The sequence below is a fragment of the Flavobacterium anhuiense genome (assembly GCF_050990855.1).
Lineage (GTDB): Bacteria > Bacteroidota > Bacteroidia > Flavobacteriales > Flavobacteriaceae > Flavobacterium > Flavobacterium anhuiense_C.
The window spans coordinates 3,872,174-3,898,119 of the sequence record NZ_CP158861.1; the positions used below are offsets into that span (position 1 = coordinate 3,872,174).

The window sequence follows — 25,946 nt, forward strand, 5'->3', positions numbered from 1 at the left end:
GCATATTTGTATAATCCTAAATTAATACAATGAAAAAGTTATTCGCATTGCTGTTATTTGCAGTTTTAAGTCAGGCTGCAATAGCACAAAAAACACTCACCCTTCAAGACTGTGAAAGCCAATTCTTAAAAAAGAATTTATTTTTACTGGCATCGCAATATAACATCGACGCCTCAAAAGCTTTAACAATTCAAGCTCGTATTTGGGATAATCCGGTGATCAGTGCCGAATTGAATGCTTATAACCCAGAGAGGGATAAGTTCTTCGATATTGGTAAAGATGGTCAGAAAGTATTTGGTATTGAGCAACTTATTTATCTTGGAGGTAAAAAACGTAATGAAGTTAAACTTGCTCAATCTAATGCACAGTTGGCAGAGCTTCAATTTAATGACTTATTACGTACTTTGAAGTTTCAATTGCGAAAGAGCTTTTACACTGTTTATTACAACACTAAAAATCTTGAGAATACCGATAAGCAGCTGGCTCATATCGAAAACCTGATTAATTCCTATTCCGTTCAAGCACAAAAAGGAAATATCCCGCTAAAGGATGTTGTTCGTCTGCAGTCGCTGTATCTTAATTTTAAAAATGAACGACTGGAAGTTGTAAATAACAATATTGAAGAACAGGCGAATTTAAAATTACTGTTGAATGAAACAGAAAATGTAGTTCCTATAGTTAGCAAAGACGATTCGAACAAATATTTAAAAGTAATTGACTTTGATCTTAAAAACTTTGAAGAACAAGCCATTGCTAACCGACCAGATTATTTAGCTAAACAAAAAGAAATTGATGCTAATGAACTGAATGTAAAACTGCAAAAATCGCTTTCTATTCCTGACATTACTGTGGGAGCAAATTACGATCAGCGAAGCGGGGCTTTTAATAACGAAGCAAATCTTAATGTTGCAATTCCGTTGCCTCTATGGAATAAAAACAAAGGAAACATTAAATATGCTCAAACTATTTTAGAACAATCTAAAGTTGAAAAACAGAATTTTGAGTTACAGCTTCAAACAGAAATCACTTCAGCTTGGACAAAATGGGACGAGTCAAGACAAAACTATAGCGTGATTAAACCTACTGTAAACTCGGATTTTGAAGCAGTTTATAATGGAATGCTAACGAACTTTCAAAAACGAAATGTAAGTCTTCTCGAATTTACCGATTTTATGGAAAGCTACAATCAAGCGATAATTCAGTTAAACGAATTAAAGAAAAAAGTGGTAATAGCAGGCGAAGAATTAAACAGTACCATCAACAAAGATCTATTTTAAAAAAGCAAAGAAATGAAACATACACTATTCATAGGAATCACAATTGTAAGTCTATCTCTAGTAAGCTGCAAAAAAGAAGCCGATAATCCCGAAACGAATACCTCTTTCGTTATAAGTAACGAAATGTTAAAAACTACTACAACCGCTGATGCTACGACGCAACCGCTAAAAAATGAGCTTAGTTTTTATGGAAAAATTACGGCAGACGATAATAAAATGATCGATGTTTACCCCTTAGTTGGCGGAAATGTAATGAAAGTAAACGTTGAACTTGGTGATTATGTAAAAAAAGGACAAGTTCTAGCAACGATAAAGAGTACCGATGTAGCCGATTTTGAAAAACAATCGATCGATGCTAAAAGTGATTTGCTAGTGGCAAAAAACAACTTAAAAGTAGCACAAGAGCTATTTGATGGAAAATTAAATTCTGAAAGCGATGTTCTTCAGGCAAAATCTGAAGTAAATAAAGCGCAGTCGCAATTAAGCAAAATTCAGGAAACATATAAAATTTATAATATAAAAGCTGGATCTATTTACGAAGTAACGGCGCCGATAAGTGGGTTTATTATTCAAAAAAGCATCAATCAAGATATGCTTTTGCGTAATGACCGTTCTGAAAACATATTTGATATTGCCGAAATTAGTGAAGTTTGGGCAATGGCAAATATTAATGAAATTGATATTAATAAAGTAAAACTAGGAACTACGGCGGCAGTTACCACTTTAAGTTATCCAGACAAAACCTTTCATGGAAAAGTAGATAAAATTTACAATGTGATTGATCCTGAAACGAAAGCAATGCAAGCAAGAATAAAATTGAGCAATCCTGATTACATGCTTAAACCTGATATGAATGCCAACATTAAATTATCTTTTAATGAAAATCAGATGATGATAGCCGTACCTAGTAAAGCTATTGTTTTTGACAAAAGCAAAAATTTTGTTGTAGTGTTTAAAGACCGAAATAACATAGAAACAAGACAAGTTGAAGTATACAGAGTTGTTGGCGACACCACATATATTTCAAGTGGATTAAAAGAAAATGAAAAAGTAATCACAAACAATCAGCTGTTTATTTATGGTGCTTTAAATAATTAAGACATGAACAAATTCATAAAAAACATTATCGCTTTCTCTTTAAAGAACAAAGCATTTACCTTCTTTTGGGTTGGGTTATTGGCTGTTGCTGGATTTATTTCGTTTAAAAACATGCCTATTGACGCCTTTCCAGACGTTACCAATACACAAATTATTATCATCACGCAATGGAATGGAAAAAGTGCCGAAGAAGTGGAACGCTTCGTTACTTCTCCAATTGAAATTTCCATGAACTCTGTTCAGAAAAAAACAAGTGTTCGAAGCATTACCATGTTTGGATTATCGGTAATCAAAATTATTTTTGATGATGGTGTCGATGATACTTTTGCCCGTTTTCAAGTAAATAATTTACTTAAAAATGTCTCGCTTCCAGATGATGTAGAACCAGATGTACAACCACCCTACGGTCCGACAGGAGAAATTTTTAGATATATTGTAAAAAGTGACAGCAGAGATAGTAGAGAACTATTAACTTATCAAAACTGGGTTATAGACAAACAGCTACGTTCTCTTCCAGGAGTTGCTGATTTAAATGTTTTTGGAGGACAGACTAAAACGTATGAAGTTGGTGTTGACCCTATTAAATTGGCTAAATATAATATTACGCCATTACAGGTTTATAATGCCGTAAATGCTGGAAACTTAAACGTTGGTGGTGATGTTATTGAAAAAAACGGACAAGCATTTGTCGTTCGTGGTGTTGGTTTATTAAAGTCGAAAGAAGACATAGGAAATATTATTGTAGACGATGCTGCTGGAAATCCTATTTTAGTTAAAAATCTTGCAGATGTTTACGAAAGTTCGATGCCAAGAGTTGGGCAAACCGGTCTTGGAAATAATGACGATGCCGTTGAAGGTATTGTGGTAATGCGAAAAGGCGAAAATCCGCAAGAAACTCTTGCGTTAATAAAAGCAAAAATTAAAGATCTTAATGATAATGTTCTTCCAAAAGACATAAAAATTGAAACTTTTTACGATCGTGATAATCTGATGAATTTTACGACCGAAACTGTAATGCACAATTTATTTGAAGGTATTATTCTGGTTACCTGTGTCGTATTTCTTTTTATGGCTGATTGGAGAACCACTTTTACTGTTTCAATTGTAATTCCGCTTTCGTTATTATTTGCCTTTTTGTGTCTTAAAATGATGGGAATGAGCGCCAACTTATTGAGTTTAGGAGCTGTCGATTTCGGAATTATCATTGATGGGGCTGTTGTAATGGTTGAAGGTTTATTTGTAGTCTTAGATCATCGAGCGCATCAGTTGGGAATGGAAAAATTTAACAAAATAGCCAAAGGAAGCTTAATCAAGAAAACAGGAACAGAAATGGGGAAAGCTATTTTCTTTTCAAAATTGATTATTATTACAGCTTTACTTCCCATTTTCTCTTTTCAGAAAGTAGAAGGAAAAATGTTCTCTCCTCTAGCCTTCACACTAGGCTTTGCATTGTTAGGAGCGCTTATTTTTACATTGACTTTGGTACCAGTTCTTTCTCATATTCTATTGAATAAAAATGTAAAAGAAAAACACAACCCGTTTGTGAACTTCTGGGATAGAATTGTGGGCAAAGGTTTCAAATGGACTTTTAAACATAAAATTCAAACATTAATTGCTTCCACAGCATTATTAGCAGCAGTTTTCTTTTCTGCAGGCTTTTTAGGAACAGAGTTTTTACCACAGTTAAATGAGGGTGCGCTATGGGTAACTGCAGAATTACCGATGAGCACTTCTCTACCCGAAAGTGTAAAAACAGCAGCAATAATTAGAAAAGATTTAGAAGGCTTTCCAGAGGTCAAAAAAGTATTATCTCAAACCGGACGAAGCAATGACGGAACCGACCCAAATGGTTTTGGATTTATCCAGCTGCAAGTGGACTTGATTCCGCAAAAAGAATGGAAACGTAAAATTTCTATGGATGAACTTATTAATGAAATGGATAAAAAACTAAAAGTACATCAAGGAATTACGTATAATTATTCGCAACCTGTAATTGATAACGTTGCCGAATCAGTAGCAGGATTTAAAGCTTCAAATGCTGTCAAGATTTATGGAGACGATTTAAACAAACTAGATCAGTTGGCAAATGAAGTTTTAGCTAAGATTAAAAATATTCCAGGTATTAAGGATGCTGGTATTTTAAGAAATGTTGGTCAGCCTGAAATCAGTGTTATTCTGGATCGCGAAAAAATGGCGGCTTACGGCGTTACCTTAAGTGATGCACAAGCAGTTTTAGAATTGGCTTTTGGCGGAAAAACTGCTACTGAAAAATACGAAGATGAAAAGAAATTTGATGTTCGTGTTCGTTTTTCTAAAGAATATAGAAAAGACGAAAAAGATTTGGAGGAAATCAAAGTTCCAACCATTAGCGGAATTAAAATTCCTTTAAAAGAAATCTGCGACATTAAGACTATTACAGGTCCAGCATTTATTTACCGAGATAATACAAAACGTTTTATTGGGGTAAAATTCTCTGTACGTGATAGAGATTTAGGAAGTACAATTGCCGAAGCGCAATCAAAAGTAAATGAATTGAAACTTCCTGCTGGATATACAACAGGATGGACAGGGGAGTTTGAAAATCAAGTTCGTGCAAGTGCGCGTTTGGCACAAGTTGTTCCGATTAGTTTAATTGGAATTTTTGTTCTGTTATTTATTTTGTTCGGAAACTTTAAAGATTCTCTTCTTGTTTTGGCGAACGTTCCCTTTGCTATTATTGGTGGAATTATAGCGCTTCATATTACTGGAATGAATTTTGGAATTTCAGCTGGTGTTGGTTTTATTGCACTTCTTGGTATTTGTATTCAAAATGGCGTTATTCTAATATCTGAATTCCATCACAATTTGAAAGCAAAATATTCGCTCGAAGAATCTATTTTTAGAGGAGTTAAAGCTAGAACAAGAGCAGTAGTTATGACAGCTTTAATGGCTTCAATCGGATTATTGCCTGCTGCGATCTCTACAGGAATTGGATCAGAATCCCAAAAACCACTTGCCATTGTAATTATTGGAGGTTTAATGACTGCCACTGTCTTAACCTTATTGGTATTTCCAATTTTATTCTGGGTATTCAACAGAAAAAAACATGTGCCAATAGAATAGCAATTAAATTTTTTAGTTTTAAATCAATTTGTTGGGATTTAAAAAAGGAGAAGCATCATTTTCAAAATGATGCTTCTTTGTTTTACAAACTTAATTCTAAAGCAAAAAAAATGACCTTTTGCTCAGAAAGGTCATTTGTTCACTAACTCAAAACTTTTAAACTGTTATTTCAAATCTTTCAAAATCGCAATCGATTCTGTAGCATTTGATAACTGTGCATATTTTAATGCAGTATACCCTTTTTCATTTTTTTCAGTATGACGTGCACCATTAGCCAATAAAAGCTTTATAATTTCATGCTTATTGTATCTTGCTGCAATCATTAATGGTGTAAGCTCGTCGTCTGACATTTCATTTACATCTGCTCCGTATTCAATAAACTTTTTTACTGTATCAATATCTCCTTTGCTAATAGCAACATTCAAAGGATTTGCTGCATAGCTTCCTAATTCTACCTGATTTTTTCCAAATGAATTTCCATTTGAAGCCACTGCTACATTTCCAAATGTTACTAAGGCTAATCCTAAATAAATAACTGATTTTTTCATAATAATTGATTGTTGTTAAATGATTGATGATGATTTTAAATTCCATGTAAAAGTAATACTAATTTTCGTATTATGCATTACAAAGTACCTTGTTTTAACCTATTGTTAACAGTTACTTAATAAATACATAATTTAAAGATCTTAATGTTACCAAATCCACGGTTTCTCTCTAATAGACTACTAAAAACAGAAAATGTTACAATAAATCTTATTTTTTTTCAATCTTTTTAAAATCAATATTATTCTAAACTCCCAATTATTTTTTTAATTTTAGTACACAATTCAATATCAAAGACATAACAGAATCATCTAAGAGCTCGAAAACACAGTACTTAGCAGAGAAATAACAATTCAAAAACTATTAACCTTAAAACAAAAAACCATGATTTTTATTAAAAGATTACTAGTCATTTCAATTCTATTTATTTTAGCGGTCTTAATTACAGCTTATTTTATGCCCAAGGAATATTCAGTTGAGAGAGAAATTACGATTAACAAACCTGCTGATAGTATTTTTAAATATGTTAGATCATTAAAAAACCAAAACGAATTTAGCGTTTGGGCCAATATGGATCCGAAAATGAAAGTGACTTATAAAGGTACTGACGGTGCAGTTGGCTCTGTTTCTTCTTGGGAAAGTAATGTAAAAGAAGTTGGAGTTGGCGAACAAGAAATTACAAAAATAACAGAAAACAGACGTTTGAATTTTGCTCTTCGCTTTAAGAAACCAATGGAAGACACTGCAGTTGGTTTCATGTCTACAGAACCTATTTCTAGTAATCAAACCAAAGTAAAATGGGGAATCAGCGGAATTATTCCTTATCCTACAAATATTATGCTTCCTATGCTTAAAATGGACCAAATGATTGGAAACGATTTACAGAAAGGTCTAGAAAATTTAAAAGATAAAATGGAATAATATTTTAAAAGTGTAATTCAAAAAAATTACTGAATTACACTTTAGTTTTCTATTTACTACTCTTGCGATTTTCTTTAATTACATTCAAAATCAATATAGAATCTGTTGCTTTAGCATACTCCGCATAGCGCAAAGCGGTAAATCCATGTGAGTTTTCAATTGATGAATCTGCTCCATTGGCAAGCAAAAGTTTAATAATCTCACAATGATTAAATCTTGCTGCAACCATTAAAGGCGTCATATTATTTACCATTTTATTGATATTGGTTCCGTACAGAATAAATTTCTTTACAGCTTCAACATCACCTTTACTAATTGCAAGATGCAATGGCGATTTTCCATAAACTGAAAATTCAACTTGATTGTTCTTTTTAAAATTGAAATTTGATGCAATTGATGCATTTCCGAAAAAGAGAAAAACTCCTAAAATAATAACTGCTTTTTTCATGATGATTGTTTATTAAATGATTGATGATTATGATGATTTACTCTTTAGACGATTCAAAAACCAATTAGGTTGCGTTAAAAATGAAAAAAAAATAAAAAAGCGCAATTCAGATTATTCCGAATTGCGCTTTCTAATTAGTTTAAAATGAACTACATTTTAAACTTTTTACTGTAAATATTGTTTAAGTCTATCTGAAATAATGTAAAAGGATCTTTGTAGAATTTTATAAAATCTTCTTCACTAACCTGTCCAGGAAAAGGCGCGTAATAATGCGTCGAACTTAAAGTATCATTCCGCCAAACTAAAACATAAACCAATTGCAAATTTTCAGATTTTAAAGTTTTCAGCAAAACCTCTGTCCACCATTTTTCATTAGGAATTGATTCTAAACCTGTTTCGGTAAACGCAGCCAGTTTTTTCTTTTTAATGGCCAAATCCGAAAATATTTTTAATTTTTTCAAGCCAGCTTCTAGATCATACTTTCCATCTCTACCAAAATCTCCATAATCATCCATACCCAACATATCTACAAAATTATCCCCTGGATAACGTTCTAAATATTCTTCTTTAGAATTGAATCTATTATCTGGGGAAAAAGCATACAAAAAATTGTGAACTCCCAAAGTATCTTTTAAATACGAAACTGTAAATTGCCATACAGCAATAAAATCTTCTCGAGAAGTATGTGATTTTCCCCACCAAAACCAATCTCCATCAAACTCATGAAAAGGCCTAAAAATCATTGGAGAAAGTTTACCATCTTTTGCTTTTACGGAATGAGCAAAATCGGCAATAGTTTTTAAAATTTCTTTGTATTGTTCGTGGTACAAACCGCCAGGTTTTATCAAAGACATTGAAGCTGTGGAAATTCCGTCTTTCCAATAAAATCCTCCTTCAGAAGCTGGATTATTAAAATGCCAAGAAACCGTTGTAATTCCACCTCTTTCATAAGTATCAATTACATACTTTCTTAAAACTTCTTTTGCCTTCTCAATTTGATCTTTAGATCGACCCGAAAAATCGCTAAAATCAATGCCAACAACTGCTGGATGTGAACCCGTAACCGACTTTACGTCTGAACGATTAGGTTCATTGCTCCATCCGTGTCCGTATTCAAGCGCATGCTGATGTCCGAATAGAATATTTTTTTTAGAAATGGTTTTTAAATTCTGATACAGGTTTTTAGTTTCTTTTGTCGCCTTTTTATCAATTTGCGAAAAAAGAAAATGCCCTGTAGCAAAACAAACTAACAGGGCATTTTTTTTCGTTATAAAATTCATGGTTTAAATAGTTCGTTTAAACCCGAAAGTACTATTTTGAAGAAAGGTAATCTAATACGTTTTTTTCAATACGTTGATCAATATTGTCAATATCAGCTTTTACAAATTTCTCTCCTAAAATATTCTCGTACAATTCGATATATCTTTCAGAAACAGATTCGATGTATTCATCTGTCATATTAGGAATTTCCTGTCCGTCTTTTCCTTGGAAACCATTTTCAATCAACCAACGACGAACAAACTCTTTAGATAATTGTTTTTGCTCCTCTCCTTTTTCTTGTCTTTCAGCATAACCTTCAGCGTAGAAATAACGAGAAGAATCTGGAGTATGGATTTCGTCAATTAAAACAATAACACCATCTTTTGTTTTTCCGAATTCGTATTTTGTATCTACTAAAATCAAACCGCGTTTTGCAGCGATTTCAGTTCCTCTTTGAAATAAAGCACGAGTATATTTTTCTAAAACTAAATAATCTTCTTCAGAAACAATTCCTTTTGCTAAAATATCTTCGCGAGAAATATCTTCGTCATGAGAACCATTATCAGCTTTTGTAGTTGGCGTGATAATTGGCTCAGGAAATTTGTCATTTTCTTTTAAACCTTCTGCCATTGCTACGCCGCAGATTTGTTTTCTTCCAGCTGCATATTCACGAGCTGCGTGTCCTGACAAATAACCGCGAATTACCATTTCTACTTTAAATGGCTCGCACAAATGTCCAACAGCAACGTTTGGATCTGGAGTTGCAATCAACCAGTTTGGAACGATATCTTGCGTCAATTCCATGAATTTTGTTGCAATCTGATTTAATATTTGTCCTTTGTATGGAATTCCTTTTGGCAAAACTACATCAAAAGCCGAAAGTCTATCGGTAGCCACCATTACTAAAAGTTCATCGTTAATATTATAAACTTCTCTAACTTTTCCGCGGTAAACTGATTTCTGGTTCGGGAAATTAAAATTTGTAGTTGTGATTGTATTACTCATTATCCTTTTGGTTGTGTGTGTTGTTTTTAATGATTGCAAATTTAAAACTATTTGAGAGAGCAAACAAAGAAAATATCAGTTCAATTTTTCCAAATTATTTAAAGTCTAAAATTCCTTTGCCAAATGATTTTATCGAGTCGTCTAAACTGCCAAGTGTAGTCTCCGTGAGCTTTTTAAAATCTCCCGATTGCACTATTAAAATTTGTCCGTGATCGTGTGCTGGAGCATTGGGGACAAAAATAACTGCTGTTCCGTTTTCATTTTCTTCTATTAAGCGTGCGGGTTGCCAAAAGTTTCCATTTTTAAATAAAATTGGTAAATCTGTACTTGGCTTTGGTTTGCTATTTCTTTTAAGTAATTTTTCTTCAGCTTCTTTTTTATTTTTTTCGTAACCTGGCAAAAAAATCATTAATTTTTCATCTATCCAATTTGTAAATCGTTTTAAAACAGCTAAGCGCATTAGAAAACCACTGAAATAAATTAAAACCACTAAAATAATTCCGCCAGCAATATCAGTTGCATATTTTCCCAAAACCAAATCTAAACGGAGAAAGTGAGCAAATTTTTCTCCATAATTCTGGAAGAACTTCCAAACTTTTCCCAGTAAAATAAAAAAAACTAAAAGCGGTAATAAAAGCAATGCTCCCGAAATACAATTTCGTTCTACTTGAAGTAAAAATTTTTTCATGGTTACATAATTAAGGTTAAAAAAAATAAGAGCTAACTCTCTGTGAATTAGCTCTTATAAAAATAACTATTATTTGTTATTCAGCAACAAACTGAATATAAAACATTCTAAATTAGGTTGTTGCAAATTCTTTATCTAAAATTTTAGACGCTATATATCTTGCTACTCCATCTTCTGCATTGGTTTGAATTACTTCTAAATGGGAAAGCTCTTCTTTTAGCGAAGCTGGTGCATTACCCATAATAAGTCCTTTTCCTGAAGCAGAAAGCATTTGAACATCATTGTAACCGTCTCCAAAAGAAACTGCTTCTTTTAAAGTAAAGCCTTCTTTTTCTAAAACTCTTTCAATAGAAACGGCTTTATCAATAGATTTATCCATAAATTCTAAACAAGTTGGCAAGCTGAAAGCGTGGTGCAAATGTTCTGAAGAATTGGCTAAAACTTCATCTTTTAATTTCACTAATTTCTCGTGATCTGGACAAGAGAAGAAAATTTTAATTGATGAAAAATCTTCAAGCGTTTTATAATCTACCAATTCTGGATGATATTTTAATTCCTCTTGAAAAGCATTTAATTTTTCATTCCATTTATTAGTTTGCCAAACATTTTCTTTAAATAAAACGACTGTAATTTCTGGATCGATTTCTACGTTTAAAGCTGCTTTCACGACATCGCTATCCAAATTAAAGGAAAAAAGTTCTTCTTTATTTGGCGAATGAATTCGAGCTCCGTTTGAACTTACCAAATAAACTGGAATTTCTAGTTTGTCGATAATTCCCATTGCATCCAAATGATGACGGCCTGTAGCTACCACAATTAGGTAACCTTGATTGTGAAGTTCTTGAAAAATTGATTTGGTATAATCTGATATTCTGTGTTGTGGGTTGAGTAAAGTTCCGTCAAGGTCACTTACTACAACTTTTATATTTTTAAGTTTTGTCATATTAATAATCAAATAGGTATAATTGCAAATTTACGGCTTTAAGCTCGTAAGACCAAAGTTTAACAAGTTTGAAAGCTTAAAATAAGGCAAGTTTATTATTTATTTAACTATTTCGTGAAATATCTTTAAATCTATTTCCTCTTCTATTTTAGAAAAAAAATAGTTTTACTGTTTTCTGATTTTTGGTGTTTTAGCAAATTTAATCCTCAAATTATCAGAACATGCTGTATCCTTTATTTTATAAATCAACGAATCATTTTTAATGTAAAACACTTCTTTTGTAAATACACAAAAATCTCTTTCCATGTCTGGTTTACAATTTAAAACTGTTACCATTCGTTTTTTATCTTTCCTCTAATAAAAACCACAATCAATAAAAGGAAAAGCACTATAGCAAGTATCCATTTTACTGCTAGTTAATTCGATAGAATCTCCTTTAGATTTCCACTTTCCTTTAGAAAATGTTCCCCAATCGCAACCTCTTGCGGTATATACAAATGTGCTGTCTTTATTATTTTTAATTTTGTTTTATTGGGGATTACATATTCTGTATCATACCAGGTACCAAGAAATTTATTTTTAGGTTTTTCTTTTTTATATAGATTGTTCCTTTTTACATGAAATTATGCAAATCAACAATAGAAATATTAAGCCACTTTTTTTCATATATAAAATTTCAAAAAATCTTTTTAAAAAAAAATATTCGTTTTGCACCTTTTTATAAAACGTACAAAACGAATATTAATAAATGTTAAAACACATTTCACGATTTACATTTAACATTTCACTAAAAAAAGTATCAATCGTGATTCTCAATTTGCTTGTAAGCATCGATAACCTTTTTAACCAATCTGTGGCGTACGATATCTTTATCATCAAGATAAATAATACCGATACCTTCAATGTCTTTTAGAACCAAAATAGCTTCTTTAAGACCAGAAATAGTTCTTCTTGGCAAATCGACCTGTCCAGGATCACCCGTAATCATAAATTTGGCGTTTTTACCCATACGAGTCAAAAACATTTTCATTTGCGAGTGTGTGGTGTTTTGTGCTTCATCAAGAATTACGAAAGCATTATCCAACGTACGTCCGCGCATAAAAGCAAGGGGCGCAATCTGAATAATTCCTTTCAAAATATAATCCTCTAATTTTTCGTTCGGAAGCATGTCACGCAACGCATCATAAAGCGGTTGCATGTAAGGATCGAGCTTTTCTTTCATATCCCCAGGAAGAAAACCAAGATTTTCACCAGCTTCTACTGCAGGACGTGTTAGAATGATCCTTTTTACTTCTTTATCTTTAAGCATTTTAACCGCCATAGCGACACCGGTATACGTTTTTCCGGTTCCAGCAGGACCAATAGCAAAGACCATATCGTTTTTCTTGATCGTATCAACCAGCAATTGCTGATTTGGTGTCATTGCCTTGATAATCTTACCGCCAACACCATGAACTAAGATTTTGTCATGATCGTAAGCTCTTTTTTCTTCTTGACCATCACTCATTATTACACGCTCAATTACATTATCGTCGATATTATTGTAACGTGTAAAATGAAGCATTAATCTTTGAAATCTTTTTTCGAATTCGTCTAAAACTTCTTTTTCGCCAAATGCTTTTAAAGTTGTCCCTCGCGCTACGATTTTAAGCTTCGGGTAATACTTTTTAATGATTTCTAAATGGCTGTCCTGCGCGCCCCAAAATTCTTTTGGTGCAATATCTACTAGCTCGATTATTCTTTCGTTCAAATGAAGTAGTTTTAAATTAAAAATTCCTTTTAATATTTAGTGGTTGTCGGGTCACTTTTAGGTCACAGTATTCTGTCGCAGTTTTCAGTTTTTTGTTTCTTAAACTTAAATCTTTGTTTTTGAATATTGTAACTTGCAAATGCTTTAAAAATTACAAATTGTCTTTTCTTTCTTTCAATTTGTGTTTACTATTATTAGCTTTGCATTTCTCAAATTTAATGAAATTTAGATTTAAATACTATCAATAGTTATAAACAAAATTATGTCAATAATTACCCTTACTACAGACTACGGCTTAAAAGATCACTTTGTGGGGTCGCTGAAGGGTAAAATACTTTCTGAAAATTCAGAGGTTCAAATCGTTGACATTTCTCATGACATTGATCCCTTTAATACCGCCGAAGCAAGTTACATTATTGGAGCTGCCTATATGAGCTTTCCAAAAGGCACCGTGCATCTTATTGGTGTGGATATCGAACGCAATAAAGAGAACCAGCATATTGCTATGCAATGGAATGATCACTACTTTATTTGCGCCGATAACGGAATTTTAAGCATGCTTACGCAGAAAATCGTTCCGCAGAAAATTGTAGCGATCAATATTCACGATCGTTTTCCTATTGAAGCTACAGATTTGGATATTTTTATTCAAGTTGCTTCGCATTTATCTAAAGGCGGATTACTGAATGTAATTGGAAAAGAAATTCCGTCTATTAAAGAAGCAACCGAACTGCAAGCGCTTGTAGCTGATGATGGAAACTCGATAAAAGGAAACATCATTTACATTGACCATTTCGGAAACGTGGTTACGAATATTTCTAAAAAGCAATTTTTAGAAATATCGCGCGGTCGTCCGTATGAAATTGTAATGAAACCAAAAAGCATTAAAACGATTCTGCCAAATTATTCGGCAATTGCCACTTCTGATAAATATCCTATCAAAACTTATGAAGGAGAAAAACTGGCTATTTTTAACGAAGCTGGTTACCTTGAAATCGCCATTTTTAGAAGCAATCCTACTAAAGTTGGTTCTGCAAATAGTTTGCTAGGATTGAATTATCGTGATGTGATTACGATTAAGTTTTCTTAAAAAACATTTTAGATTTTAGATTGCAGATTTTAGATTTCCGTCTAGTTTGTCATTCCTAACGAGGAATCATACTAGGAATTCCTAATAGTTGAGTTCCAATCTTTGTTGAATCCCGCGTGTGATTTCTCCTTACGTCGAAATGACAAAAATGCACCTAAAAACATCTCATTAATATATTTTAATTTTTATTTAAAACAACAATCTATTTTGGTATTTTTGCGCACCTGTAAGACTTTAGGCATTCAAAAAATCTAAAATCTGCAATCTAAAATCTAAAATAATTAAGATGTTCGTAAGAATAGTAAAAATGAGTTTTCACGAAGAAAAAATTCCTGATTTTCTGGAAAATTTTGAATCTGTGAAAGAGAAAATACGAAATGCTGAGGGAAATCGTTTTTTAGAATTGTATCAGGACAAAAATGATAAATGCATCTTTTTCACTTACAGCTATTGGGAAACCGAAGCCGATTTGGAAAATTATAGAAATTCTGAACTTTTTAATACCGTTTGGAATTTTACAAAGAAACTATTCAATGCAAAACCAGAAGCGTGGAGCGTTGACAAATTAGTTAGTTTAAAATAGTTTCAAGTTTAAGGTTTCAAGTTAATATTGGAACGGAGAATTGGAACGAATTTAACCGCAAAACTTTGAATAAAAACTTTGCGTTAAACTTTGCGCCTTTGCGGTTAAAAACAAACACAAAGTAAAGCAACTTGAAACGTGAAACATGAAACAAAAAAAAATAATCGATTAAACGATTAAACAAATAAACGAATAAACGTTATACATGAAATCAATCATTTTACGAGAAATAAAATCCTTTTTTGGTTCTCCTATTGGCTATTTGGTCATTGCGATTTTCTTAATTAGCAACGGACTATTTTTATGGGTCTTTGAAGGAGATTATAATATTCTAAAAACAGGTTATGCCGATTTAACTCCGTTTTTCACATTGGCACCTTGGATTTTAATTTTCTTAATCCCAGCGGTAACTATGAGAAGTTTCTCTGACGAAAAAAAACAAGGAACTTTAGAATTGTTATTGACAAAACCTCTATCAATCTGGGAAATCGTAAATGGTAAATTTTTTGGTTCATTTTTGCTGATTATTTTAGCCATCGTTCCAACTTTGATTTACGTGAAAGTAATTTCAGATTTAGGTTCGCCAGAAGGCAATATTGATATGGGAAGCACCATTGGTTCTTACTTTGGATTATTGTTTTTAATTGCTTCTTATTCATCAATCGGAATATTTACTTCTACCCTTTCAGAAAATCAGATTGTGGCTTTTATTATTGCCGTTTTCTTATGCTTTTTCTTCTATTTTGGTTTTGAAGGATTGAGTTCACTAATCCCAGGATCAAATGGTTTTATTTCAGCTTTCGGAATGCAAAATCACTTTAAAAGTATGAGTCGAGGCGTAATTGATACTCGCGATATTATTTACTTTTTAAGCATTGCAATTGCTTTCTTGTCTTTTACTGTTTACCAATTAAAATCTTATAAAGCTTAATGAAACTCTCTACAAAACATAATTTAAAGACATTAGGCATCACTATTTTTATTTTAGTTGTTTTAAATGTACTTGGAACCATATTTTTTCATCGTTTTGATTTAACAAAAGACAAACGTTATACTTTATCTCCAACTTCATTAGGAATTCTAAAACAAGTTCAGAATCCGCTTTCTATAAAGATTTATATGGAAGGAGATCTTCCAGCCGATTTTAGACGTTTGCAGCAAGAAACCAAACAATTATTAGAAGAATTCCAAGCTTATAATAAAAATATTGTTTTCGAATTTGTTGATCCGTTAGAAAATGAAGACGAAAGCGAAGAATTGACAAAATCACTTTTCCAGAAAGGTTTAACGCCAATAAACATTACGGTTGACGATAAAGGAAAACAATCTCAAGCAATGGTTTTTCCTTGGGCAGTTGCGGTTTACAACAACAAAGAAGTTAATATTCCATTATTAAAAAATATAATGGGCGCTTCAACTACGCAAAAAGTAATGGGATCTATCCAGCATTTAGAATATTCCATCGCTGATGCTATCAATAAAATCACTAAAAACAAGCAGAAAAAAGTTGCTATTTTAAGAGGAAACGGCGAATTGAAAGAAATTCATATCGCTAAAATGCTGATGCAGGTTAAAGAAAGCTATTATATCGGACCTTTTACTTTAGATTCGGTTGCAAAAGATCCAAACGGAACTTTAAATGCGCTTAAAAAATACGATTTAGCGATTATTTCTAAACCAACAGAAAAATTCTCAGACGAAGAAAAAGAAGTTCTGGATCAGTTTATTATGAATGGCGGAAAAACGCTTTGGCTAATCGATCAGGCGGCTGCAGACATGGATAGTCTGTACAATGAGATGGGGGCAACTTTGGCTTATCCGAGAGATCTAAACCTAAACGACATGTTTTTCAAATACGGATTTAGAATTAATCCTGATTTGATTAAAGACGAACAAGGAAGCCCAATAAAACTGGCAACTGGCGAACAAGGAAGCGCGACACAATATCAAGATTTTATCTGGAAATTTGCTCCTCAAGTTTATCCGACAAGCCAGCATCCGATCGTTAAAAATCTGGGCGGAATTAAATTCGATTTTGCAAACCCAATCGATACTTTGAAAAACGGAATTAAGAAAACGGTTTTACTGCAATCTTCTCAATATTCCAAAACTATCGGAACGCCAACTGAAGTGAACCTGAATATGGTTACGGAGAAAACAACTCCACAAGATTATTTGAATAAAGGAAACAAACCGCTTGCTGTTTTATTGGAAGGTTCTTTCCATTCGGCTTTTGAGAATAGAGTTTTGCCTTTCAAAGACAATTCTTTTACAGCACAAGGAAAACCTAATAAAATGATTGTGATTGCTGACGGAGATTTGGCTAGAAATCAATTGGACAAAAATATGATGCCAGTTGAATTAGGTTACGACCAAAGAACTGGCCAATTGTATGACAACAAAGACTTCATCATGAATTGTATCAATTACCTTCTTGATGACACAGGACTTATTAACATTAGAAGTAAGGACGTTGAACTGCCTTTATTGGACAAAGAAAAAGTTTATGAAAGTTATACTTTTACACAATTCATAACTATCGGAGTTCCAATTCTTATTTTATTAATTTTTGGATTTGCTTTTACTTTTATTAGAAAAAGAAAATACAGCAAATAGATGTTAATAAAAAAATGTAATACTTTGGATAGTTTAAGATATATTTGTAATCCGTATATTTAGACCTTTATTTACTCAAAGGTGCATCAAAAAATAAAACAAAACAGATGAAATTTATAGTATCGAGTTCGTACTTATTAAAGCAATTACAAGTTTTAGGTAGTGTAATCAATAGCAATAATACGTTGCCTATTTTAGACAACTTTTTATTTGAACTAAACAACAATGAGTTGACCGTTTCGGCTTCAGATCTTGAAACGACTATGTCGGCTACATTATCGATCGATTCTACAAGTAAAGGAAGCGTAGCAGTTCCTGCAAAACTTTTACTTGAAATTTTAAAAACTTTCCCAGAGCAGCCGTTAACTTTTACTGTTGAAGACAATAACACAGTAGAGATTAGCTCTAATTCTGGAAAATATGCATTGGCTTATGCAGCGGGAGAAGAGTTTCCTAAAGCGGTAAGTCTGGAAGATCCGTCTGTAACACTTGTTCCTGCAGAAGTTTTGGCAACTGCGGTAAGCAAAACTATTTTTGCTGCTGGAAACGACGACTTACGTCCGGTAATGTCTGGAGTATTCTTCCAGTTTTCACCAGAAGGATTAATCTTCGTAGCTACAGATGCTCATAAATTGGTAAAATATGCTCGTACAGATGTAAAAGCATCTCAAGTAGCAGATTTCATCATGCCTAAAAAACCTTTAAACATTTTAAAAAGTATTTTAGGAAGTTCTGATGCAGAAGTAAAAATTGAATACAACGATTCAAATGCGACTTTCTCATTTGACAATTATATCTTAATGTGTCGTTTAATCGACGGAAAATACCCTAACTACGAAGCGGTAATTCCTAAAGAAAATCCAAACAAATTAATGATCGATCGTTCTTTATTCTTAAGCTCTGTTCGTCGTGTTGCAATTTTCTCTAACAAAACTACACACCAAATTCGTTTGAAAATTGCTGGAGCTGAATTAAACGTTTCTGCAGAAGACATCGATTACTCAAACAAAGCAGAAGAAAGATTGACTTGTGATTATCAAGGTGATGATTTACAAATTGGTTTCAACTCTCGTTTCTTAACAGAGATGTTGACAAACCTTCAGTCAGACATGATTATGCTTGAAATGTCTTTACCAAACAGAGCCGGAATTTTGACTCCTGTTGATGGTCTAGAAGAAGGAGAAACAGTTACGATGTTGGTAATGCCTGTAATGTTAAATAGCTAACATTAAAGTTTCTTTCTGTTACAGGGATATTTTTTAGTTTTAAATAAAAGATCTATCATTGTAAAAAAAAAGATATCGCTATTAACCAACCATTTTTTATACCTAGAAACCGCAATTCCCATAAAGAGTTGCGGTTTTTTATTTTTCTTTTTTGTTGATTTTGTTTCAGGTTTCAAGTTTCACGTTGATATGATTTGTTTTGATTTTTTTTACCGCAAAGTGCGCAATCCCGATAGCTATCGGGAACGCAAAGTTCGCAAAGTTTTTTCTCAAAGCTTTGCGAACTTTGCGTTTTTACTAAGTCATCAAAAATAAAAAACCTTGCGAACTTTGCGGTTAAATAAACACGCATATCAACGTGAAACTTGAAACCTGAAACAAAAACAAACAAAAATCCTTATCTTTACGATATGAAAATAGAAATTTGGTCGGACATCATGTGTCCGTTTTGTTATATCGGAAAAAGACAATTGGAAACTGCTCTTGCAGTATTTCCTAATGATGAATTTGAAATTGAATGGAAAAGCTTTCAGCTTGATCCAACCATCACTTCGCAACCTGATATGGACGTTTATACGTTCTTAGCAGAAAGAAAAGGCATGTCGGTTGAACAATCTAAAGAAATGCACCAAGGTGTCGCAGAACGCGCTAAAAGTGTTGGCTTAGATTATAATTTTGATAAGGCTGTAATCTCAAATTCTTTAAACGCACATCGAATCATTCAATTGGCAAAAACTAAAAATATGGGTGATCGAATGGAAGAAATTTTCTTTAAAGCTTATTTCACAGATGGACAAGATTTGAATAATGGCCAAACTTTGATTAAATTAGGAATGCAAGCCGGTTTAGAAGAAAATCAAATAAGAGAGGTTCTTGAAAGCGATGATTTATTTATCAAAGAAGTGGAAGCAGATATTAAAGAAGCTAATGAAATTGGCGTGCAGGGAGTTCCATTCTTTGTGTTTGATCGCAAATATGCCGTTTCGGGCGCTCAACCTATTGAAACTTTTGTAAAAACAATTCAGGAAGTTTTAAAATAAAACTTTAATCTTATAAAAACCTAAAAGCGTGCTGTCTACATTTAAACAGCACGCTTTTATTATTTAGTTTTACTAGAAACTAAAAAAATTAATGACCAGCTCTACCTTTAGAATCGTTAGATTTTGTTGTAGTACTTTTTCCTCTAGAACCAGCTGTTGATTTTTGAGTTTTTCCAGAATCTTTCATTCCAGATTTCGAATCTTTTCTTGAAGTTTCCATAATGTTTATAATTTTTTAATTATTAGTTATACAAAGTTGCAAAATACGTAACTGCTTATTTTACAGAATTATATTTGAGTTTTACAAAATGAGAATTAAGTAAAATAGCCGCGATAACAAATCATGTAAGATTAAAAGTAAATCCTATAATTTTTTTAAGCATCTAATTTTCAAATTTGTATATATCAAATTTGAAAATTACTAATTTAAAACAGCAGCCATGAAAAAAGATTCAAACAGCCGACAAACTGCAAACTTAAGTGATTTTAAATGCAGTAAACCCGATCACGTTGACACTGCACATGAAAATGAGGCAATGGACCAAGAATTTACTTCGGGACAAAATGAAGATACTCACTATAGAAAGCAGTGCAATCATTTTTCTGATGACTGCTACGAAATCATAGAAAGCGGATTAAATCTTGCCGAAGATAATACTCCTTTTTCTACTTATGATAACAGTAATCCTTACGACAGTTATAATCTAGATAATGAAGATGACAAATACAACTGCCCTCCTTATAGAAATTTTGAATACTAAAAACATTTGAATATTTATGTCGCCAAAGAATGATCAGGAAGTTATGAACGAATACTTGTCTAATGAAAGAACTTTATTGGCTTGGATTCGTACTGGAATTGGAATAATGGTTTTCGGATTTGTGGCAGTAAAATTTTCATTGTTTTTAAAACAACTTCCTGCTGAATATTTAGCAGAAACAGTTGCGCCCAAAAGCAATTTCACAATCTATTTAGGAATAGGCTTATTGATTGCGGGTGCTTTGACGATTTTACTGTCTTATATACGTTACATTCACACAATCAAACTATTAAAAAAAGGAAAATATCAGTATTCAACTGCAATGCTTACTTTTATTACAATGATGTTATTTGTGCTAAGCATATCACTAATAGCTTATTTAATCATAGCGGCCAGCGCATAAAGTATAATTATCTAATTGCCATATCATCTAATTGAAATGAATATACCATTATTACAATTTAACGATAAAGGAATTTACTGCCAGCAAGCCGATGTCTATCTCGATCCGTGGCGGCCAGTAAAGAATGCGATAATAACTCATGGACATTCTGATCACGCGCGTTGGGGACATGAAAACTATATTACTCATTATTCCAATATTCCAATTATAAAACATCGTTTAGGCGAAATAAATGTTTCGGGTAAAAACTGGAATGAAACCTTTACGATAAATGGCGTAAAATTCTCTTTTCATCCAGCTGGACATATAATTGGTTCGGCGCAAATTAGAGTCGAACACAAAGGCGAAGTGTGGGTTTTTACAGGTGATTATAAAACCGAAGACGATGGAATTTCAGTTCCTTACGAAGTGGTTAAATGCCATTCATTTATAACCGAATGCACTTTTGGACTTCCTGCTTTTAAATGGGAACCGCAAACCAATGTTATGACCGATATCAATAATTGGTGGGCAGAAAATCGTGCAGAAGGAAAAACGTCAATTCTGTTTGGTTATTCTTTAGGAAAGGCACAACGATTATTAAAATATCTTGACACTAGCATCGGCCAAATATATACGCATGGCGCAATAGAAAATATGACCAATGTTGTTAGATCACAAATCGATTTGCCACCAACTACGAGAATTACTTTAGAAACCAAAAAACAAGACTTATTAGGCAATATTGTAATTGCACCGCCCAGCGCACACGGAAGCACTTGGATAAGAAGAATGACACCCTTTGTTACAGGAACTGCTAGTGGCTGGATGGCATTCAGAGGCGCTAGACGCAGACGAGCTGTCGACCGAGGTTTTGTTTTAAGCGACCATTGCGATTGGAATGGATTACTAGAAAGCATCAAGGCCACTGGAGCCGAAAAAGTAATCTGCACTCACGGATATTCAGACATATTCTCAAGATATCTCCGAGAATTAGGTTACGATGCCAGAACAGCAAATACACAATACGAAGGAGAAACGAATGATTCTGAAGAAGGATAAATGTCAAATGTGAGAAGTTAGACGAAAACGAAAAACATTAACTTCTCACATTTCACCTCTAACATTTTACAAGAAAAAAAATGAAAAATTTTGCCGAGCTTATAAAAACCTTGGATAGTTCTAATAAAACATCGGTAAAAGTTGATGCTTTGACAAATTATTTCCTGAAAGCAAGTGACGAAGATAAAGTCTGGACGATTGCGATACTTTCGCACCGCCGCCCTCCCCGACCGGTTAATACGACTTTATTGCGTCTTTGGGCAAACGAATTGGCGAACATTCCACTTTGGCTGTTTGAAGAAAGTTATCATATTGTTGGTGATCTAGCTGAAACTATTGCACTAGTTATTCCTACTACAAAAGAACATTCCGATAAAAGTTTGACTGAATTTCTTGAAGAAATCATTGCTTTAAAAAAGAAAACTGATTTGGAGAAAAAGGAATATTTACAAACCAATTGGTTGAATTTAAATTATTACGAAAGATTTGTCTTCACTAAATTAATTACAGGGAGTTTCAGAATTGGTTTGAGTCAGAAATTGATGACCAGAGCACTTTCTAAAGCAGAAAATATTGAAGAAGACACATTGGCTTATAAACTGATGGGTGATTGGAATCCGAACACGATTACGTTTCAGGAATTGATTTTGAATGAAAGAAGCAGTGATTATTTATCAAAGCCTTATCCGTTTTATTTGGCGTACCCAATTGAAGGCGAATTGGAAAATTTAGGAAATCCAGAAGATTGGAGTGCCGAGCATAAATGGGACGGAATTCGTTCGCAAACGATTATTCGTGAAAACGAAATTTACGTCTGGAGTCGTGGCGAAGAATTGGTAACCGACAAATATCCAGAATTCAATTCTTTTGTTGGAGTCATTCCAAATGGAACTGTAATTGATGGCGAGATTCTTCCCTTCGTAGAAAATGAAATCGGAACTTTTAATGATTTACAGACTAGAATTGGCCGAAAAAATATTTCTGCTTCGGTTTTAAAGAAAACGCCTGTAATCATAAAAGCTTACGATTTATTGGAGTGGCAAGGAAATGACATTCGAAATCTTCCTTACGAAGAACGTCGTACAGTATTAGAAGAGCTGTTTACTACTTTAATTGGAAAAGACATTCCGTTACAGCTTTCTGAACGAATTAATTTTTCGAGTTGGGAAGATATTACAACTGAAAGACTAAAGTCCCGCGAAATGAGAAGCGAAGGTTTGATGTTAAAAAGGAAAGATTCTCCTTATCTCGTTGGAAGAAAAAAAGGAGATTGGTGGAAATGGAAAATCGAACCTTTAACCATCGATGCCGTTCTCACCTACGCTATGCGTGGTCATGGACGACGATCCAATTTATTTACGGATTATACTTTTGCCCTTTGGCAGGAAAATGAAAACAACGAACGCGAACTTGTAACTTTTGCGAAAGCATATTCTGGTTTAACCGATGCTGAATTCAGAATGGTCGATGATTTTATTAAAAAAAATACTTTAGAACGATTTGGCCCCGTAAGAAGTGTTACGCCAAAATTAGTTTTTGAAATTGGTTTTGAAGGAATTTCACTTTCTAAAAGACATAAAAGTGGCGTAGCAACTCGATTCCCGCGAATTTTAAGATGGCGTCACGATAAAAAGATTGAAGAAGCCAATTCGATAGAAGATTTAAAAAATATGATTTTATAGATGAACAGAGAGCAGTTATTTACAATCGCCAGCAATTGGTTTGAAAGTCAGGGATGGAAGCCTTTTCCGTTTCAGACACAGACTTGGACTGCTTTTCTGCAAGGTAAAAATGGTTTATTGAATGCGCCAACAGGAAGCGGAAAAACCTATGCATTATGGCTTCCGATCCTATTAAATTATATCAAAGAAAATCCGAATTACAAAATAAAACACAATCCAGGTTTAAAAGCCATGTGGATTACCCCACTTCGTTCTTTATCTGTCGAAATCAAACAAGCCGCAGAACGAGTTTTAACCGATTTAGACATTCCTATGACTGTTGGAATTCGTTCTGGAGATACTTCTTCATCAGAAAGAGCCAAACAAAAAAGCAAAATGCCCGATCTGCTAATTACCACTCCTGAGAGCCTTCAATTGCTTTTGGCCTCAAAAGGCTATGCCAATACTTTTAAAAACTGCAGTTCAATTGTAATTGACGAATGGCATGAATTATTAGGAACCAAACGCGGCGTTCAAGTAGAATTGGCTTTATCCCGATTAAAAACTATTGCCAAAAATATTCGAATTTGGGGAATTTCGGCCACAATAGGCAATTTACAGCAAGCTCAGCAAGTTTTATTAGGCGTTGATTCTGAAGCTTTTTATAATTCCGTTTTAATAAAAGCAGTAATTCATAAAAAAATAAAAGTAGTTTCTATCATTCCAGAAAAAATGGATACGTATCCGTGGCGCGGACATATGGGATTGCATTTAATTGATGAAGCTGCTAAGATCATAAAAGCCAGTAAAACGACTTTAATTTTTACGAATGTTCGTTCGGCTTGCGAAATCTGGTATCAGCGATTATTAGAAAAATATCCAGAATTTGCTGGAGAAATGGCGATGCACCACGGAAGTATTGATCGTGAAACCAGACTTTGGGTAGGGAATGCGATTCGAAATGAAGAATTAAAAGTCGTTGTTTGCACTTCGAGTTTGGATTTGGGCGTTGACTTTGCTCCTGTCGAATCCATTATCCAAGTTGGCGGGCCAAAGGGTGTTGCACGTTTTATGCAGCGCGCGGGACGAAGCGGTCATCAGCCTGGAAAAGAAAGCGTTATTTATTTTCTAGCTACTCACGCTATCGAACTTATCGAAGCTTCTGCTTTAAAAAAAGCGGTTGAAAATAGTGTTATTGAAGATCGAGTTCCGTATTTAAACAGTTGGGATGTTTTGGTGCAATATCTCAACACTTTAGCCGTTTCCGATGGATTTTATCCTAACGAAATTTTCAAAGAAATTCAAGGAACATTCAGTTATCAAACTATTTCAGCAGAAAATTGGAATTGGATTTTAAACTTTATTACTCAGGGAAGCCAAAGTCTCCATGCTTATGACGAATTTAAAAAAGTAGAAATCGACGAAAACGGCTGTTATAAAATAAACAGCAGAATGGTTGCCATGCACCACAGAATGCAGATTGGAACAATAGTTGGTGATGCTGTTATGAATGTGAAATACGTGAGTGGCGGTTATATCGGAACGATTGAAGAATGGTTTATTTCTAAGTTAAAACCGGGCGACACTTTTATTTTCGCAGGAAAAAAACTAGAGTTATTCAAAATCAGGAACATGCAGGTTTTAGTTAAAAAAGCGAGTCCGAAGAAAGAATCGAAAATTGCGAGTTGGATGGGCGGGCGTTTGGCTCTTTCTTCTCAAATGAGCGAATTGCTACGAAAAGAACTGTATCGTGCCAATACTGATAATCTTTCGCCTGAATTAAAAGCTTTACAACCTTTATTTCAAAGACAAAGAAAAGAATCGATTGTGCCAAGTTCAGATGAATTTCTAATTGAAACTTTTAAAACAAGAGAAGGTTATCACGCTATTTTTTATCCTTTTGAAGGCCGTTTTGTTCACGAGGCACTCGCAAGTTTATTGGCTTTCAGAATTAGTTTATTGCAATCCATCACTTTTTCTTTGGCCTATAACGATTATGGTTTTGAATTACTATCAGATCAGGAAATTGATATTGAAGCAGTTTTAGATAATAATTTATTTTCAACGGAATATGTGCATCACGATTTGCAGAAAAGCCTAAATTCCACCGAAATGGCGCGAAGAAAATTTAGAGATATTGCTGTAATTTCGGGATTGGTTTTTACAGGTTTTCCTGGAAAAATGGTCAAAACGAAACATTTGCAAAGTGGTTCTCAATTATTGTTTGAAGTTTTCAGAGATTTTGAACCCGATAATTTATTATTGCATCAAGCGTATCGAGAAACATTCGAACATCAATTGGAAGAAGGTCGGTTGATACTGGCTTTGGAGAGAATTGCCAATCAGAAAATTATCTGGAAACAATGTTTAAAACCAACACCTTTTAGTTTTCCAATAATCACCGATCGATTAAGAGAAAAATTATCGAGTGAAACTTTGGCTGAAAGAATCCAAAAAATGACGGCTTCTTATATGAAATAACAGCTT

23 protein-coding genes are annotated in these 25,946 nt (G+C 33.5%); 15 read left to right on the forward strand and 8 right to left on the reverse strand.

Translation table 11 applies throughout. The features are described 5' to 3' along the window. Positions 1-29 precede the first annotated feature (29 nt). The 3 genes from ABTV69_RS17265 to ABTV69_RS17275 are packed head-to-tail and all read left to right on the forward strand — an operon-like array spanning position 30 to position 5,477. On the forward strand, positions 30-1,277 hold the full coding sequence (locus ABTV69_RS17265) for a TolC family protein (protein ID WP_433830944.1): 1,248 nt from the start codon (positions 30-32) through the stop codon (positions 1,275-1,277). Positions 1,278-1,289: 12 nt separating this feature from the next. Further along, complete coding sequence (locus tag ABTV69_RS17270; protein WP_433830946.1) at positions 1,290-2,375, forward strand: efflux RND transporter periplasmic adaptor subunit; 1,086 nt, start codon at positions 1,290-1,292, stop codon at positions 2,373-2,375. Between the two features lie 3 nt (positions 2,376-2,378). Continuing rightward, complete coding sequence (locus tag ABTV69_RS17275) at positions 2,379-5,477, forward strand: efflux RND transporter permease subunit (RefSeq protein ID WP_433830948.1); 3,099 nt, start codon at positions 2,379-2,381, stop codon at positions 5,475-5,477. Positions 5,478-5,641: 164 nt separating this feature from the next. Here ABTV69_RS17275 and ABTV69_RS17280 read toward each other — a convergent pair whose 3' ends face one another. After that, entirely contained in the window at positions 5,642-6,025 is a 384-nt protein-coding gene (locus ABTV69_RS17280; RefSeq protein WP_433830950.1) for an ankyrin repeat domain-containing protein, read from the reverse strand. A 382-nt stretch (positions 6,026-6,407) separates the two neighbouring features. Here ABTV69_RS17280 and ABTV69_RS17285 point away from each other — a divergent pair, with 382 nt between their 5' ends. Continuing rightward, positions 6,408-6,944, forward strand: a complete 537-nt coding sequence (locus ABTV69_RS17285) for an SRPBCC family protein (protein WP_433830952.1) — start codon at positions 6,408-6,410, stop codon at positions 6,942-6,944. A 49-nt stretch (positions 6,945-6,993) separates the two neighbouring features. Here the strand turns inward: ABTV69_RS17285 and ABTV69_RS17290 are convergent, their stop codons facing one another. From ABTV69_RS17290 to ABTV69_RS17315, 6 genes are all read right to left on the reverse strand, one after another. Continuing rightward, positions 6,994-7,392: an ankyrin repeat domain-containing protein gene (locus ABTV69_RS17290; protein WP_433830954.1), complete on the reverse strand. Its 399-nt coding sequence runs from the start codon at positions 7,390-7,392 to the stop codon at positions 6,994-6,996. Positions 7,393-7,541: 149 nt separating this feature from the next. Beyond that, positions 7,542-8,672 (reverse strand): glycoside hydrolase family 26 protein, encoded by a 1,131-nt coding sequence (locus ABTV69_RS17295; protein ID WP_433830956.1) that lies wholly within the window; start codon positions 8,670-8,672, stop codon positions 7,542-7,544. 31 nt (positions 8,673-8,703) lie between these two features. Then, positions 8,704-9,657, reverse strand: coding sequence for a phosphoribosylaminoimidazolesuccinocarboxamide synthase (locus ABTV69_RS17300; protein ID WP_433830958.1), 954 nt, complete (start codon positions 9,655-9,657; stop codon positions 8,704-8,706). A 94-nt stretch (positions 9,658-9,751) separates the two neighbouring features. Continuing rightward, positions 9,752-10,345, reverse strand: a complete 594-nt coding sequence (locus ABTV69_RS17305) for a hypothetical protein (protein WP_433830960.1) — start codon at positions 10,343-10,345, stop codon at positions 9,752-9,754. Positions 10,346-10,457: 112 nt separating this feature from the next. Then, positions 10,458-11,288 (reverse strand): Cof-type HAD-IIB family hydrolase, encoded by an 831-nt coding sequence (locus ABTV69_RS17310; protein ID WP_433830962.1) that lies wholly within the window; start codon positions 11,286-11,288, stop codon positions 10,458-10,460. Positions 11,289-12,087: 799 nt separating this feature from the next. Continuing rightward, the gene (locus ABTV69_RS17315) at positions 12,088-13,038 is read right to left on the reverse strand and encodes a PhoH family protein (protein WP_144212431.1); all 951 of its coding nucleotides are present in this window, start codon (positions 13,036-13,038) and stop codon (positions 12,088-12,090) included. A 262-nt stretch (positions 13,039-13,300) separates the two neighbouring features. Here ABTV69_RS17315 and ABTV69_RS17320 point away from each other — a divergent pair, with 262 nt between their 5' ends. The 6 genes from ABTV69_RS17320 (at position 13,301) to ABTV69_RS17345 (ending at position 19,593) form a co-directional block, all read left to right on the forward strand. Next, positions 13,301-14,128 (forward strand): SAM hydrolase/SAM-dependent halogenase family protein, encoded by an 828-nt coding sequence (locus tag ABTV69_RS17320; RefSeq protein WP_433830964.1) that lies wholly within the window; start codon positions 13,301-13,303, stop codon positions 14,126-14,128. 286 nt (positions 14,129-14,414) lie between these two features. After that, complete coding sequence (locus ABTV69_RS17325) at positions 14,415-14,711, forward strand: putative quinol monooxygenase (protein WP_433830966.1); 297 nt, start codon at positions 14,415-14,417, stop codon at positions 14,709-14,711. A 205-nt stretch (positions 14,712-14,916) separates the two neighbouring features. Beyond that, on the forward strand, positions 14,917-15,642 hold the full coding sequence (gldF, locus tag ABTV69_RS17330) for a gliding motility-associated ABC transporter permease subunit GldF (protein ID WP_433830968.1): 726 nt from the start codon (positions 14,917-14,919) through the stop codon (positions 15,640-15,642). Further along, positions 15,642-17,327, forward strand: a complete 1,686-nt coding sequence (gldG, locus tag ABTV69_RS17335) for a gliding motility-associated ABC transporter substrate-binding protein GldG (protein ID WP_433830970.1) — start codon at positions 15,642-15,644, stop codon at positions 17,325-17,327. Before gldF ends, gldG begins: the two co-directional genes overlap by 1 nt. 107 nt (positions 17,328-17,434) lie before the next feature. Beyond that, on the forward strand, positions 17,435-18,553 hold the full coding sequence (gene dnaN / locus ABTV69_RS17340) for a DNA polymerase III subunit beta (RefSeq protein WP_111283020.1): 1,119 nt from the start codon (positions 17,435-17,437) through the stop codon (positions 18,551-18,553). A 410-nt stretch (positions 18,554-18,963) separates the two neighbouring features. After that, on the forward strand, positions 18,964-19,593 hold the full coding sequence (locus ABTV69_RS17345; protein ID WP_433830972.1) for a DsbA family oxidoreductase: 630 nt from the start codon (positions 18,964-18,966) through the stop codon (positions 19,591-19,593). An 88-nt stretch (positions 19,594-19,681) separates the two neighbouring features. Here the strand turns inward: ABTV69_RS17345 and ABTV69_RS17350 are convergent, their stop codons facing one another. Beyond that, the gene (locus tag ABTV69_RS17350; protein WP_433830974.1) at positions 19,682-19,813 is read right to left on the reverse strand and encodes a hypothetical protein; all 132 of its coding nucleotides are present in this window, start codon (positions 19,811-19,813) and stop codon (positions 19,682-19,684) included. Between the two features lie 220 nt (positions 19,814-20,033). Between ABTV69_RS17350 and ABTV69_RS17355 the strand changes: the two genes are divergently transcribed. From ABTV69_RS17355 to ABTV69_RS17375, 5 genes are all read left to right on the forward strand, one after another. Beyond that, positions 20,034-20,354 carry a hypothetical protein gene (locus ABTV69_RS17355; RefSeq protein WP_433830976.1) on the forward strand — a complete coding sequence of 107 codons (321 nt, stop codon included), beginning with the start codon at positions 20,034-20,036 and terminating at the stop codon, positions 20,352-20,354. 16 nt (positions 20,355-20,370) lie between these two features. After that, positions 20,371-20,757: a YidH family protein gene (locus ABTV69_RS17360; RefSeq protein ID WP_433830978.1), complete on the forward strand. Its 387-nt coding sequence runs from the start codon at positions 20,371-20,373 to the stop codon at positions 20,755-20,757. A 36-nt stretch (positions 20,758-20,793) separates the two neighbouring features. Continuing rightward, positions 20,794-21,798 carry a ligase-associated DNA damage response exonuclease gene (locus ABTV69_RS17365; RefSeq protein ID WP_433830980.1) on the forward strand — a complete coding sequence of 335 codons (1,005 nt, stop codon included), beginning with the start codon at positions 20,794-20,796 and terminating at the stop codon, positions 21,796-21,798. 80 nt (positions 21,799-21,878) lie between these two features. Beyond that, positions 21,879-23,480 (forward strand): ATP-dependent DNA ligase, encoded by a 1,602-nt coding sequence (locus ABTV69_RS17370; RefSeq protein ID WP_433830982.1) that lies wholly within the window; start codon positions 21,879-21,881, stop codon positions 23,478-23,480. Beyond that, positions 23,481-25,940: a ligase-associated DNA damage response DEXH box helicase gene (locus ABTV69_RS17375; protein WP_433830984.1), complete on the forward strand. Its 2,460-nt coding sequence runs from the start codon at positions 23,481-23,483 to the stop codon at positions 25,938-25,940. Positions 25,941-25,946: the final 6 nt, after the last annotated feature.